Origin of the sequence: Ramlibacter sp. (assembly GCF_028292805.1) — a bacterium.
Lineage (GTDB): Bacteria > Pseudomonadota > Gammaproteobacteria > Burkholderiales > Burkholderiaceae_C > Ramlibacter.
The window spans coordinates 1-13,622 of sequence record NZ_JAQGLS010000235.1 but is presented as its reverse complement, the minus strand read 5'-3'; the positions used below and the strand labels follow the sequence as shown (position 1 = coordinate 13,622).

14 protein-coding genes are annotated in these 13,622 nt (G+C 69.4%); 9 read left to right on the top strand and 5 right to left on the bottom strand.

Translation table 11 applies throughout. The features are described 5' to 3' along the window. The 4 genes from JWP65_RS14775 to JWP65_RS14760 form a co-directional block, all read left to right on the top strand. The coding region (locus tag JWP65_RS14775) for a TolC family protein (protein ID WP_299765027.1) at positions 1–647 on the top strand (647 nt) is incomplete at its 5' end. Between the two features lie 27 nt (positions 648–674). Further along, positions 675–1,817 carry an efflux RND transporter periplasmic adaptor subunit gene (locus JWP65_RS14770; RefSeq protein ID WP_299765031.1) on the top strand — a complete coding sequence of 381 codons (1,143 nt, stop codon included), beginning with the start codon at positions 675–677 and terminating at the stop codon, positions 1,815–1,817. Next, positions 1,817–4,900 carry an efflux RND transporter permease subunit gene (locus JWP65_RS14765; RefSeq protein ID WP_299765029.1) on the top strand — a complete coding sequence of 1,028 codons (3,084 nt, stop codon included), beginning with the start codon at positions 1,817–1,819 and terminating at the stop codon, positions 4,898–4,900. The genes JWP65_RS14770 and JWP65_RS14765 overlap by 1 nt, the downstream gene beginning before the upstream one ends. Then, the gene (locus JWP65_RS14760) at positions 4,897–6,306 is read left to right on the top strand and encodes a sulfatase-like hydrolase/transferase (RefSeq protein WP_299765026.1); all 1,410 of its coding nucleotides are present in this window, start codon (positions 4,897–4,899) and stop codon (positions 6,304–6,306) included. The genes JWP65_RS14765 and JWP65_RS14760 overlap by 4 nt, the downstream gene beginning before the upstream one ends. Before the next feature lies 1 nt (position 6,307). Here the strand turns inward: JWP65_RS14760 and JWP65_RS14755 are convergent, their stop codons facing one another. Continuing rightward, complete coding sequence (locus JWP65_RS14755; RefSeq protein WP_299765024.1) at positions 6,308–6,790, bottom strand: adenylyltransferase/cytidyltransferase family protein; 483 nt, start codon at positions 6,788–6,790, stop codon at positions 6,308–6,310. Between the two features lie 12 nt (positions 6,791–6,802). Beyond that, entirely contained in the window at positions 6,803–7,687 is an 885-nt protein-coding gene (locus tag JWP65_RS14750; protein ID WP_299765022.1) for a ferritin-like domain-containing protein, read from the bottom strand. Between the two features lie 140 nt (positions 7,688–7,827). Between JWP65_RS14750 and JWP65_RS14745 the strand changes: the two genes are divergently transcribed. Beyond that, positions 7,828–8,391, top strand: a complete 564-nt coding sequence (locus JWP65_RS14745) for a glutathione peroxidase (protein WP_299765020.1) — start codon at positions 7,828–7,830, stop codon at positions 8,389–8,391. A 240-nt stretch (positions 8,392–8,631) separates the two neighbouring features. On the opposite strand, the gene JWP65_RS14740 is transcribed toward JWP65_RS14745, so the two are convergent. Then, positions 8,632–9,246, bottom strand: a complete 615-nt coding sequence (locus JWP65_RS14740) for a glutathione S-transferase N-terminal domain-containing protein (RefSeq protein WP_299765018.1) — start codon at positions 9,244–9,246, stop codon at positions 8,632–8,634. Between the two features lie 132 nt (positions 9,247–9,378). Between JWP65_RS14740 and purB the strand changes: the two genes are divergently transcribed. Continuing rightward, positions 9,379–10,758, top strand: a complete 1,380-nt coding sequence (purB, locus tag JWP65_RS14735; RefSeq protein WP_299765016.1) for an adenylosuccinate lyase — start codon at positions 9,379–9,381, stop codon at positions 10,756–10,758. 99 nt (positions 10,759–10,857) lie between these two features. Continuing rightward, the gene (locus JWP65_RS14730; protein WP_299765014.1) at positions 10,858–11,418 is read left to right on the top strand and encodes a YaeQ family protein; all 561 of its coding nucleotides are present in this window, start codon (positions 10,858–10,860) and stop codon (positions 11,416–11,418) included. Positions 11,419–11,507: 89 nt separating this feature from the next. Here JWP65_RS14730 and JWP65_RS14725 read toward each other — a convergent pair whose 3' ends face one another. Further along, positions 11,508–11,810: a DUF2007 domain-containing protein gene (locus JWP65_RS14725; protein WP_299765012.1), complete on the bottom strand. Its 303-nt coding sequence runs from the start codon at positions 11,808–11,810 to the stop codon at positions 11,508–11,510. Between the two features lies 1 nt (position 11,811). Then, positions 11,812–12,252, bottom strand: a complete 441-nt coding sequence (locus JWP65_RS14720) for a DUF3717 domain-containing protein (RefSeq protein WP_299765010.1) — start codon at positions 12,250–12,252, stop codon at positions 11,812–11,814. A gap of 336 nt (positions 12,253–12,588) precedes the next feature. Here JWP65_RS14720 and JWP65_RS14715 point away from each other — a divergent pair, with 336 nt between their 5' ends. Continuing rightward, positions 12,589–13,290: a TerC family protein gene (locus JWP65_RS14715; protein WP_299765008.1), complete on the top strand. Its 702-nt coding sequence runs from the start codon at positions 12,589–12,591 to the stop codon at positions 13,288–13,290. A gap of 48 nt (positions 13,291–13,338) precedes the next feature. Beyond that, positions 13,339–13,622 (top strand): phage holin family protein (locus tag JWP65_RS14710; protein ID WP_299765006.1); only part of this gene is annotated, 284 nt, incomplete at its 3' end.

Genomic DNA, 13,622 nt, shown 5'->3' with positions numbered 1-13,622 from the left:
GGCTGGACCCGCCCTGGGTCGAACCGGCCGGCTTTGCGCTGGTCGCCCTGCCCGCCGTTCCCGCTGCCCTGCTGGCGCAGCGCCCGGACGTGTTCCAGTCGGCGCGCGAGGTGGCAGCGGCCAGTGCCGACGTCGGCTCGGCCCGGGCCCAGCGCTACCCGCGCCTGACGCTCAACGGCCAGATCGCCGCCGGCGTGGTGCGCGCGGCTGGCGCCAGCAACGACGCCCAGACCTGGTCCATCGGTCCGCTGGCGCTGACGGTGCCGATCTTCGACGGCGGCCGCCGCGCTGCCGAGGTGGATTCGGCGGTGGCCCGCTACGAGGAGGCGGTGGCGCTGTACACGGCCCGCGTGCGGCAGGCCGTGCGCGAGGTGGAGCAGGCGCTGGTCACGCTGGAGAGTGCCCGCGCCCGCAACGAGAACGCGCTGGCCGCGGTCGAGGGCTACCGCGTGTCGTTCGTGGCGACCGAGGCGCGCTACCGCAGCGGCCTGGGCAGCCTGATCGAGCTGGAGGACCAGCGCCGCGTGCTGCTGGCCGCCGAGACCGCGCTGGTGGCCCTGCAGCGCGAACGCATCGCCGCCTGGATCGCGCTGTACCGCGCGCTCGGCGGCGGCTGGGCGCCGCCGGCGACCGCAGCGCGCTCCTGACAACGACAACGAGGACTCCGAACCGTGATGCCCCAATTCCCGTCCGCCCGCCCGTTGACCGGCTGGAGCCTCCTGGCGCTGGTCCTGCTGCTCGCTGGCTGCGGCGACAAGCCAGCGGAAAAGGCCGCCGCCAAGCCGGCCCTGACCGTCACCACCACACTGCCGCAGCAGGCGATGCTGCCGCTCACGCTGGCCGCCAACGGCAACCTGGCCGCCTGGCAGGAGGCGATCGTCGCGGCCGAAGCCAACGGGCTGCGCATCGCCGAAGTGCTGGTCAACGTCGGCGACCGGGTCAAGCGTGGCCAGCCGCTGGCCCGCTTCGCCTCCGACACCTTGCGCGCCGAGGCGGCGCAAGGGCGCGCCAGCCTGGCCGAGGCCCAGGCCAATGCGGCGGAGGCGGCCAACAACGCGCAACGCGCGCGCACCTTGCAGCAGACCGGCGCCATGAGCGCGTCGCAGATCAACCAGTACACCACCGCGGACGCGACGGCGCGGGCCCGTGTGGAAGTGGCGCGGGCCGTGCTGCAGGCGCAGCTGGTGCGCGTGGCGCAAGGCGTGCTGCAGGCGCCGGACGACGGCGTGATCTCCGCCCGCACCGCCACCGTCGGCGCCGTGACGGCGGCCGGCACCGAGCTGTTCCGGCTGATCCGGCAAGGCCGGCTGGAGTGGCGCGCCGAGGTGACCGCCACCGAGCTGGGGCGGCTGACACCCGGCACCACCGCGATCGTCACGGCGGCCAGCGGCGCCCGGCTGGAAGGGCGCGTTCGCATGCTAGCCCCGACGGTCGATCCGCAAAGCCGCACCGGTCTGGTGTATGTCGACGTCAAGCCGCTGCCGGGCCCGGAGTCGGGCAGCGCCCGCGCCGGCATGTTCGCCCGCGGCGAGTTCGACCTGGGCGCGGTGCCCACGCTCACGCTGCCGCAGCCGGCGGTGGTGGTGCGCGAAGGCTTCAGCTACGTGTTCCGCGTCAATCCCGACAACCGGGTGACGCAGCTGAAGGTGCAGATCGGCCGCGTCGCCGGCGACCGGCTGCAGGTGCTGTCGCCGCTGCCCACCGACGCCCGCATCGTCGCCAGCGGCGGCGGCTTCCTCAACGACGGCGACCTGGTGCGCGTGGCCGATGCCGCCCCGGCACCAGCGCCCCCCGCCAGGGCCGGGGCCCGGCCATGATCAACGTCTCGTCCTGGTCGATCAGGAACCCGATTCCGGCGGTGATGCTGTTCGTGCTGCTGACCTTCGGCGGCATCCTGACCTTCAACATGATGAAGGTGCAGAACTTCCCTGACATCGACCTGCCGACCGTGATCGTCAGCGCCGCATTGCCCGGCGCCGCCCCGGCGCAGCTGGAGACCGACGTCGCCCGCAAGCTGGAAAACTCCATCGCCACGGTGCAGGGGCTCAAGCACATCTACACCAAGGTGCAGGACGGCATCGTCACCGTCACCGCCGAATTCCGGCTGGAAAAGCCGGTGCAGGAAGCGGTGGACGACGTGCGCTCCGCCGTCGCCCGCGTGCGCGCCGACCTGCCGTCCGACCTGCGCGACCCGATCGTGACCAAGATGGAGCTGTCGGGGCAGCCGGTGCTGGCCTTCACCGTGGCCTCGCCGCAGTTCGACGAGGAGGCGCTGTCCTGGTTCGTCGACAACGAAATCTCGCGCAAGCTGCTGGCGGTGCCGGGCGTGGGCGCGGTCAACCGCGTGGGCGGCGTGAACCGCGAGATCCGGGTGGCGCTGGACCCGCTCAAGGTGCAGGCGCTGGGCATCACGGCGGCCGACATCTCGCGCCAGCTGCGCCAGGTGCAGACCGAAAGCGCCGGCGGCCGGGCCGACCTGGGCGGCGGCGAGCAGCCGGTGCGCACGCTGGCCACGGTCAAGACGGCGCGCGAGATCGGCCAGCTGCAGATTTCCATTCCCGGCAACCGCACTATCAAGCTGGAAGACGTGGCGCTGGTCAGCGACACGGTGGCCGAGCCGCGCGCAGCCGCCTTGCTCGATGGCAAGCCGGTGGTGGGTTTCGAGGTGGCGCGCAGCCGCGGCGAGAGCGAGGTCTCGGTTGGCGCCGCCGCCCGCAAGGCGCTGGACGAGCTCAAGGCGCAGCACCCGCACATCCAGCTGACCCAGGCCTTCGACTTCGTCACGCCGGTGGAAGAGGAGTACCACGGCTCGATCAAGCTGCTGTACGAAGGCGCGCTGCTGGCGGTGCTGGTGGTGTGGCTGTTCCTGCGCGACTGGCGCGCCACCTTCGTCTCGGCGGTGGCCTTGCCGATGTCGGTGATCCCGGCCTTCATCGGCATGTACCTGCTGGGTTTCTCGATCAACGTGGTGACGCTGCTGGCGCTGTCGCTGGTGATCGGCATCCTGGTCGACGACGCCATCGTGGAGGTGGAGAACATCGTGCGCCACCTGCAGATGGGCAAGTCACCGTACGAGGCGGCGATGGAAGCGGCCGACGAGATCGGGCTGGCGGTGATCGCCACCACCTTCACGCTGATCGCGGTGTTCCTGCCCACCGCCTTCATGAGCGGGGTGGCCGGCAAGTTCTTCAAGCAGTTCGGCTGGACCGCCTCGCTGGCGGTGTTCGCCTCGCTGGTCGTGGCGCGGGTGCTGACGCCGATGATGGCGGCCTACATCCTCAAGCCCGTGCCGGCCCCGCACGGCGACCCGCGCTGGCTGCGCATCTACATGCGGGCGGTGAACTGGAGCATGAAGCACCGCGTCAAGACCATGATCCTGGCGACGCTGTTCTTCTTCGGCTCGGTCGCCCTGATCCCGCTGCTGCCGACCGGCTTCATCCCGCCGGACGACAACTCGCAGACCCAGGTCTACCTGGAGCTGCCGCCCGGCTCGACGCTGCAGCAGACGCGCGCCATCGCCGAACAGGCGCGCGCGGCGGTGATGAAGGTGCCGCACGTGCAAAGCGTCTACACCACCATCGGCGGCGGCACCGCCGGCACCGACCCGTTCGCCGGCGGCGGCGCGGCCGAAACGCGCAAGGCGACGCTGACCATCCTGCTGGCCAAGCGCAGCGAGCGGCCGCGCAAGCAAGGCATCGAAAACGAGATCCGCACGGCGCTGGAGCCATTGCCGGGCGTGCGCAGCAAGGTCGGCCTGGGCGGCTCGGGCGAGAAGTACATCCTGGTGCTGACCGGCGAGGATCCACAGGCCTTGCAGGCCGCGGCATTGGCCGTGCAGCAGGACCTGCGCACCATCCGCGGCCTGGGCCAGGTCGCCTCCACCGCCAGCCTGATCCGGCCCGAGATCGCGGTGCGGCCGGACTTCGCCCGCGCGGCCGACCTGGGCGTGACCAGCGCGGCGATCGGCGAGACGCTGCGCATCGCCACCACCGGCGACTACGACGTGGCATTGCCCAAGCTGAACCTGTCGCAGCGGCAGGTGCCGATCGTCGTCAGGCTGACCGACCAGGCCCGCACCGACCTGGGCGTGCTCGAGCGCCTGACGGTGCCGGGCGCCCGCGGCCCGGTGATGCTGGGGCAAGTGGCGACGCTGGAGCTGACCGGCGGGCCGGCGGTAATCGACCGCTACGACCGCTCGCGCAACATCAACTTCGAGATCGAGCTGTCCGGCCTGCCGCTGGGCGACGTGGCGGCGGCCGTGCAGCAGCTGCCCTCGGTCAAGAACCTGCCGCCGGGGGTGAAGGTGGTGGAGATCGGCGACGCCGAGGTGATGGGCGAGCTGTTCGCCAGCTTCGGTCTGGCCATGCTGACCGGGGTGCTGTGCATCTACATCGTGCTGGTGCTGCTGTTCAAGGACTTGCTGCACCCGGTGACCATCCTGAGCGCGCTGCCGCTGGCGCTGGGCGGCGCCTTCGTCGGCCTGCTGCTGGCGCAGAAGTCGTTTTCCATGCCGTCGCTGATCGGCCTGATCATGCTGATGGGAATCGCCACCAAGAACTCGATCCTGCTGGTGGAATACGCCATCGTGGCGCGGCGCGACCACGGCCTGGGCCGCTTCGAGGCCCTGCTCGATGCCTGCCACAAACGGGCCCGTCCCATCATCATGACCACCATCGCGATGGCCGCCGGCATGCTGCCGATCGCCATCGGCTGGGGCGAGGCGGACGCCAGCTTCCGCTCGCCGATGGCCATCGCCGTGATCGGCGGCCTGGTCACCTCGACCATCCTCAGCCTGCTGGTGGTGCCGGTGGTGTTCGAGTACGTCGACGACGCCGAGCAGTTGGCGCGCCGGATGGTGAAGAAAGCGGCCAACTGGCGGCGCCGGCCGGCCCCGCCATGAGCCGCCTGCTGCTGCCCTGCATCTATTTCTGCGCCTTTTTCATCGCCGCCCTGGCGGGCTGGGTCGGCCGCACCTTCGGCGACCCGACCGTTGCCCAGGTGGTGTTCCACCTGTACTACGCCGACACCGCGGCCTTCCGGATGGGGGAGGTCTATGTCGTGACCTTCCTGACCGAGGCGGTGGCGCTGCCGTTGCTGCTGGCCGCTGCTGCCACCTGGCTGCACCGGCAAGCCGCGCGGCGTTGGCAAGGCCCCCGGCTGCGGATACTGGGTGCGGTCCCGGCCGTCGCCCTGGCGGTCGGCGCGAGCCTGTTGCTGCTGCAGTTTTCGGTGTTTTCGTTCGTCGCCGCGCACGTCGGCCCGGACCGCTTCGCCGCCGCGTACCGCGCGCCCCAGCAAGTCCAGCTGCAGCCGGGGCGCCTGCGCAACCTGGTCCTGGTCTACGTGGAGAGCCTGGAGACCACGTACGCGGCCGCCGAGCTGTTCGGCTCCAACCTGCTCGCTCCGCTCGACGAATTGGGCGGCCACCGCTTTGCCGCCTACCGGCAGGCGCCGGGAGCGACCTGGACCATCGCCGCGATGGTGGCCACCCAGTGCGGCGTGCCGCTGTCGATCTACAGTTCCGAAGACATGCGGGCGGGTGGCCAGCGGCGCGCCTTCCTGCCGGGCGCCACCTGCCTGGGCGACGTGCTGCAGGCCCACGGCTATCGCAACGTCTTCATGGGCGGGGCGCCGCTGTCGTTCGCGGGCAAGGGAACGTTCCTGCGCGACCACGGCTACGTGGAGCGCCATGGCAAGGAGGAATGGCTCGCCGCCGGTGCCGTGCGCCGCGACTTCGGCGGCTGGGGCCTGCACGATGATGCGCTGCTGGCCCGCGCGTCCGCCCGGCTGGCGCAGCTGCAAGCCGCCGGCCAGCCCTTCAACCTGACGCTGCTCACCCTGGACACCCACAACCCGGAAGGTTTCACCTCGGCCACCTGCAGCGGCCAGGGCGTCAGGAACTTCGCGGACCGGGTCGCCTGCACCAGCAGGCTGGTGGCGGACTTCGTGCGCACGGCCGGCGAGCAAGGCTTGCTGGAAAACACCGTCGTGGTGATCCTGGGCGACCATCTCGCGGTCGGCAACCCGGTGCAGCGCCTGCTGCTGGAGGAGCCGGATCGCCAGCTGGTGAACCTGTTCATCGGCGCCGAGCCCCCGCCGGGGCACCGGCAGGAACTGCTGCCGTTCGACCTGTTCCCCTCGCTGCTGGATGCCGTGGGCATCGAGGTGGCGGGCGGCCGGCTCGGGCTGGGTGTGTCGGGCTGGGTCGATCCGCTCCCGGCGGACCTGCCGCAAGACCTGCAGAACCTGCACCTGCCGACCCTCTCGGCGTCGGCGGCCTACCTGCGGCTGTGGCGGGCGCCCTGAGCTAGGACGCGCGAATGCGCTGCACCAGCGCCGTCGTCGAATAACCGTCAACAAAGGGGATGGCGAGGGCGCGGCCGCCCCAGCCCTGGACCAGCGCGGTCTCGGCCAGCTCGCGCATGTCGTAGTCGCCGCCCTTGACGTACAGCTGGGGCCTGGTTTCGGTCAGCAAAGCCACCGGTGTGTCCTCGTCGAAGAAAGTCACCAGGCTGACCGACTCGAGCGCGGCCACCACCAGAGCGCGGTCGAGCTCGCCGTTGAGCGGCCGGTCCGGGCCCTTGCCCAGGCGGCGGGCCGAGGCATCGGTGTTGATGGCGACGACCAGCGAGCCGCCCAGGGCCCGGGCTTGCGCCAGGTAGCTGACATGGCCGCGGTGCAGCACGTCGAACACGCCATTGGTGAAGACCACCGGCCCGGGTAGGGCAGCGACGGCGCGCGCCGCCTGGGCGCGCGCAACGAGCTTGGCCAGGAAGGCCGGTTCAGCCACCGGCGACGAAGTTCAGGCCGCGCCCGGCTGGGGCGCGACGGTACCGGCGGCGGCGGCCGCGGTGGCGGCGGCCGAGGCCGTCACTTCCTTGCGGTAGCGATTGAGCTCCTGCACCGTCTTGAAGCTGCGGTCCATCAGCAGGCTCAGGTTGTGCAGGATGCGCTCGACCACCTTGGTCTCCCAGACCGCGTCGAACTTGATCTGCGTGTCCAGCCAGGCCTCCAGCCATTCCGGGTCCGGCAGGCGCGACTGGATGGTGTCGCGCGGAAACAGCGCCTTGTTCACGTGCAGGTTGGTCGGGTGCAGCGCCTGCGCCGTGCGCCGGGCGCTGGCCATCAGCACGCCCACCTTGGCGAAGGCGGCCTTGGCTTCGTCGCCGAACTTGTTGATGGCGCGCTTCATGTAGCGCAGGTAGGCGCCGCCGTGGCGGGCCTCGTCCTGGCTCAGCGTCGTGTAGATCTTCTTGATCACCGGCTCGGTGTGCCATTCGGCGGCCCGCCGGTACCAGTGGTTCAGGCGGATCTCGCCGCAAAAGTGCAGCATCAGCGTCTCCAGCGGCGGCGCCGTCTCGAACTCGAAGCGGACCTCGTGCAACTCTTCCTCGGTGGGCACGAGGTCGGGACGGAAGCGCTTGAGGTACTCGATCAGCACCAGCGAGTGCTTTTGCTCCTCGAAGAACCAGATCGACATGAAGGCCGAGAAGTCGCTGTCGTGCTTGTTGTCACGCAGGAACATCTCGGTGGCCGGCAGCGCCGACCACTCGGTGATGGCATTCATCTTGATGGTCTGGGCCTGCTCGTCGGTCAGCAGCGAAGCATCGAACTGGTCCCACGGGATGTCCTTGTCCATGTCCCAGCGGACGGACTCGAGCTGCTTGAACAATTCGGGATAGAGCATGGCGACCTTTCTTACAACCGGCGATTTTACGGTCCAATGGCCAGCTCGGCGGGGGAGCGCGCCTTCAACGGTTGTGGGACAAGGCCATGTCCAGCCGCCCAGCCTGGACAAATCAGCCCCGCTGCGTCATCGTCCGCGCAATGCGCAGCCTTGCCCTTCTCCTTCTGACCAGCCTGGCCGTCCTGGCGGCTGCGGCTCCAGCGCACGCCGCCGAGCCCACGTCGTGCCCCGCGCTGCTGCAACACAGCTTCCCGCGCCTGCAGGACGAACAACCGCAGCCGCTGTGCCAGTACGCCGGCCGTGTGCTGCTGGTGGTCAACACCGCCAGCTTCTGCGGCTTCACGCCCCAATACGCGGCGCTGGAGAAGCTGCACGCGCGCTACCAGGGCGCCGGCCTGGTGGTGCTCGGTTTTCCCTCGAACGACTTCAACCAGGAAAAGGGCAGCAACCGCGAGATCGCGGACTTTTGCGAAAACACGTTCGGCGTCAAGTTTCCGATGTTCGGCGCCAGCGCGGTGCGCGGCCGCGACGCCAATGCGCTGTTTCGCGAACTCGCCGCCCGCAGTGGACGGGCGCCGCTGTGGAACTTCCACAAGTACCTGGTGGGGCGTGACGGCGAGGTGATCGCCGACTACGGCAGCATCACCCGCCCTGACGATCCGGCGCTGGTGCGGGCGCTTGAGCAGGCCTTGGCGCAGCGCTGAAGGCCGGCGCGGCTCACAAAGATTTACCACCGTCCCCGGCCCGGCGGGAACCGCGCCGGGGGCGACCACTCCATCCTCTGGAGAGGCAGGGAGCGATTCAATTTTGCTGCTGCGAAGCCGTCGGCGCACCACGTGCCGGACGCAATCCCGAGGCGACTCTTCTCCTCCTCCCTCCCTCCCTCCTTCGTCTCGGGGCGCTTCGCAGCATTTTTCTTCCGGCCGCGGCCGGCGCCTGGGGCGCTACTTCGGCATCGACTCCGAGAAGCTGGCGCGCTGCGCCAGCTTCTCGTGCAGCCTGGCCAGGTTGGGATAGGTGGTGCGCCAGTCGATCTCGGCAAAACGAAAGTCCAGGTAGCCCAGCGCACAGCCGACGGCGAGGTCGGCCAGACTCAGGTAGATGCCGGCGCAGAACGGCTTGTCGCCCAGGCCCTGGCTCATGGCCTTGACGCTGGCATGGGCCTTTTCGAGTTGGCGGTCGATCCAGGCTTGCGAGCGCTGGCCCTTGGCGCGGCCGGACCAGTTGGCCTCGAGCCGGGCCAGCACCAGCGCGTCCAGCACGCCGTCGGCCAGCGCCTCCCAGGTCTTGACTTCGGCCCGCTCGCGGCCCACCGCGGGAATCAGCTTGCCCACCGGCGACAAGGTGTCCAGGTACTCCACGATGACGCGCGAGTCGAACAGCGCCTCGCCGCCTTCCATCACCAGGCAGGGCACCTTGCCCAGCGGGTTGGAATGCGCGATGGTGGTGTCGGCCGCCCAGACGTCCTCCTCGACGAACTGGTAATCGAGTTTCTTCTCGGCCATGACGACGCGCACCTTGCGCACGTACGGGCTGCTGCTGGATCCGATCAACTTCATGGGGCTCTCTGTCTGACAGGTTCTACGGGGAGGGACGGATTCATTCTAGGGTAAGGAATTTACGCGGCTGTCGTTCACTTGCGACAGGCGGGCGGCGCAACCGCACCCCCGCACGAAGCCTACAATTCCGCCATGGCACTTTCCCCGATTTCGGCCCTGTCGCCGCTGGACGGCCGCTACGCGGGCCGCCTTTCCGCCCTGCGCCCGCTGATGAGCGAGCAAGGCTACATGCACAAGCGGGTGCAAGTGGAGGTGTGCTGGTTCATCGCGCTGAGCGACGCCGGCTTTGCCGAATTCAAGCCGCTCTCGCCCGGCGCCCGCACCTACCTCCTGGGGCTGGTCAAGACCTTTTCCGAGGCCGACGCCAACGCGATCAAGGAGATCGAAAAGACCACCAACCACGACGTCAAGGCCGTGGAGTACTGGATCAAGTCGAAGTTCGAGGCCAGGCCCGAGCTGCGCACCGCCAGCGAGTTCGTCCACTTCGCCTGCACCAGCGAAGACATCAACAACACCAGCCATGCCCTGCAACTCAAGGGCGCGCGCGAGCTGGCGCTGCTGCCGGCGCTGGACGGCGTGATCGGCAAGATGCGCGCGATGGCGCATGCCTTCGCCGAGGTGCCGATGCTCAGTCGCACCCACGGCCAGACCGCCAGCCCGACGACGGTGGGCAAGGAAATCGCCAACGTGGTGGTGCGGCTGGTGGCGGCGCGCGAGAAAATCGCGGCCGTCAAGCTGCTGGGAAAGATGAACGGCGCGGTCGGCAACTACAACGCGCACCTGTCCGCCTGGCCGGACTTCGACTGGGAAGCCTTCGCCCGCAAGGTGGTGGAGACGCCGGAGCCGCTCGGACTGGGCCTGACCTTCCAGCCGTACAGCATCCAGATCGAGCCGCACGACTACATGGCGGAGCTGTTCGACGCGGTGGCGCGCGCCAACACCATCCTGGTCGACTGGTGCCGCGACGCCTGGGGCTATATCAGCCTGGGCTACTTCAAGCAGCGCCTGCGCGAAGGCGAGATCGGCTCGTCGACGATGCCGCACAAGGTCAATCCGATCGACTTCGAGAATGCCGAAGGCAACCTGGGGCTGGCCAACGCGCTGCTCAGGCACCTGTCCGAGAAACTGCCGGTCTCGCGCTGGCAGCGCGACCTGACCGATTCGACCGTGCTGCGCAACATGGGCGTGGCCCTGGGCTACGCGACGCTGGCCTACCACTCGCTGGGCATCGGGCTGGCCAAGCTGGAACTCAACGAAGAGGCGCTGCGGGACGACCTGGACTGCGCCTGGGAAGTGCTGGCCGAGCCGATCCAGACGGTGATGCGCCGCTACGGCGTGCAAGGCGCGTACGAGAAATTGAAGGAAGTCACGCGCGGCAAGACCGTGCAGGCGGAAGACCTGCACGGGTTGATCCGCTCGCTGCAGATTCCGCAGGGCGAGAAAGACCGGCTGCTGGCGATGACGCCCGGCAGCTACACCGGCAAGGCCGCCGAACTCGCCCGCCGCGTCTGAAAAAATGACCTCCTCCACACTCCGCACCACGTGTGGTCGCTGCTCCCCGCTGGGGCTGGTCCGCCCTGGGGCGGACCAGCGCTGCACCTGAAGGCTTTCTTGGCACTCAAATCCACCATCTTCAAGGCGAACCTGCAGGTCGCCGACATCGAGCACAGCTACTACGCCGACCACGCGCTGACGCTGGCGCGGCATCCGAGCGAGACCGACGAACGCATGATGGTGCGGCTGGTGGCGCTGGCCATCCACGCCCACAAGCTGCAGACCATCCTGGGCGGCGACGGCACGCTGGCTTTTGGCGCCGGCCTGAGCGACCCGGAAGACCCGGACGCCTCGCTGCGCGACTTCACCGGCCAGATGCGGCTGTGGATCGAGGTCGGTCAGCCCGACGAGATCGCCATGATGAAGGCCTGCCGCAAGGCCGACCAGGTGGTGCTGTACGCCTTCCACCATGCCGCCGAAATCTGGTGGAAGGGCGTGGAGAACAAGCTGCACAAGCTGCACAACCTGCAGGTCTGGCGCATCCCCGCCGAAGCGGCGCAGCAGCTGGCCACGCTGGCCCAGCGCAGCATGCAGCTGCAGGCGACGATCCAGGAAGGCGCGCTGATGCTGGGCGACGAGAAGCGCCACGTGGACTTGGAGCCGGTGCGCTGGAAATAGCCAGCCAGGGTGCGCAGCGGAGCTTGCACACCCTGGGGCAGGTTCGTACCGGCAAGGGTGTGCAGGCCGCGGGCCTGCGCCCTGCACGGCTACGCTGGCATCGCCAGCCCGCAGTTCCAGCACGACTCGAAGCCGCCTTCCACCAGCTCGCCGCAGGCGCATTGCCAGCGCCGTTGCGGCAGGTTGCGCAGGTCCTGCAGCAGGGCCAGCGCGCCGGCCTCCTGCTGGTCGTGCAGCAGCCAGATCTCCGGCAGGCACTGATCGGGCGGCAACTCACCGGCGATGCCGGAGAGGAACTGCCGCTGCACGCTGGCGGAAAAGCCCGCTTCCCTGAGCGTGTCAGCCCACAGCGCGGCGATCGCGAGGTTGGGCGCCTGCGCGATCCGCTTCATCTCACGATTTTGGCGTGGGCAACGGCGGCGCGACCGTCACTTCGGTGGCCCGCTCCGAATAGCGGTTGAAGCGCCAGGCATCGCTTTCGAGCGTGATGCGGCGCCAGATCTGGCGCTTCTCGGCGGGCGACATCCCGGTCCAGCGCTGCACCTCCTCGAAGCTGCGCCCGCAGCCCTTGCACTCGGCGTCGCCCTGGCTGGTCGAGCAGATGGCGATGCAGGGCGTGTCGGGCTGGCTGTCGAACCAGACCTTCCAGGCGGCGTAGGCGGCCGGCGGAAAGCCGCGCTCGTCGGCTTCGTCCTCGCGATGGAACACCAGCAGCGCATACACCTGCGCCAGCGCCCGCAATTCGGGCGCCAGGGTCACGCCGTCCGGGGAGGGACTGCGTTCGCGCCACCAGTTGATGGCCGCTTCGATGTCTGTGATGTGGATTCCGGCCATGCTTGCGCCAAGAGGGGAGGGCGATGATAGCCCGCCGCTGGTGGCCGCCCCGTGCGGCGGGCCGGCCGCCGTGGTTTAATTCAGCCTGCGAAGGGGAGTAGCTCCCCCGCCGCGGCGCCACCCAGGCCCGCGGCACTCGGCCTGCCGTCAATACGGAGCCCCGTCCAGGGCGCCCGGCATGCCGGGCGCCGGCCCCCGCGGCCGGCGCCGAGCAAGACCTTCGAGATCGGGCCCGGTGCGGGCGCCGGGATCGAAGCCTTGCCAGCCCTCCCCCTGGCCTCTCGTTCCTGCGCCCCGCCGGGTTGTCCCCCTTTGGCAATCCGGAGAATCCTGGCAATGGAATTCATGTCTGCACCCTGGTGGTCGGCGCTGCTGGCCATCATCCTCATCGACCTCGTCCTGGCCGGCGACAACGCGATCGTCATCGCGCTCGCGGCCCGCAACCTGCCGCCGAAACTGCAGCGCAAGGCCATCGTCTGGGGCACCGTCGGCGCCATCGCCGTGCGCTCGGTGATGACGCTGGGCGTGGTCTGGCTGCTCAAGGTGCCGGGCCTGATGCTGGTCGGCGGCCTGGGCCTGCTGTGGGTGGCCTACAACCTGCTGGCCGCCGACGGCGGCGGCGACGAGCACGGCCCGGTGGCCAGCACCTTCTGGGGCGCCATGAAAACGATCGTCATCGCCGATGCCCTGATGGGCGTGGACAACGTGCTGGGCGTGGCCGGCGCGGCGAACGGCGCGATGGACCTGGTGGTGATCGGCCTGCTGATCAGCGTGCCGATCGTGGTGTTCGGCAGCAGCGTGGTGCTCAAGCTGGTGGAGCGCTACCCCTTCATCATCCAGGCCGGCGCCGCCGTGCTGGCCTTCACCGCCGGCAAGATGATCGTGGGCGAACCGCTGTTGGACGCGGTGTTCGATCCGCCGGCCGCCATGCATGCAGTCGCGCGCTGGAGCACCTATGCTGTCTGCGTGGCCGGGGTGCTGGGCGCCGGCTGGTGGGCGGCTCGCTCCGGCCGGCGCCCGGCCGGCGATTCGGCGTAGCGGCCGAAAGGAGCTTGCGCCGGGTGCCTGCTATGCTCTGCGCCCATGTTGAAGCTCCTCGCCAAGTGGGTCCTCGGCGCCGTGGCGCTGCTGTTCGTGGCCTACGTCTATGGCGGGGTGCAGATCACCAGTTTCCCGGCGGCTTTGCTGGCCGCCTTCGTGATCGGCCTGCTCAATGCCGTGGTGCGTCCGGTGCTGGTGGTGCTGACGCTGCCGGTGACGGTGCTGACCCTCGGCCTGTTTCTCTTCGTCATCAACGCGTGCGTGTTCTGGTCGGCAGCCGCCGTGCTGGAAGGCTTCCAGGTGCGTGGCTTCGGCGCCGCGCTGGTCGG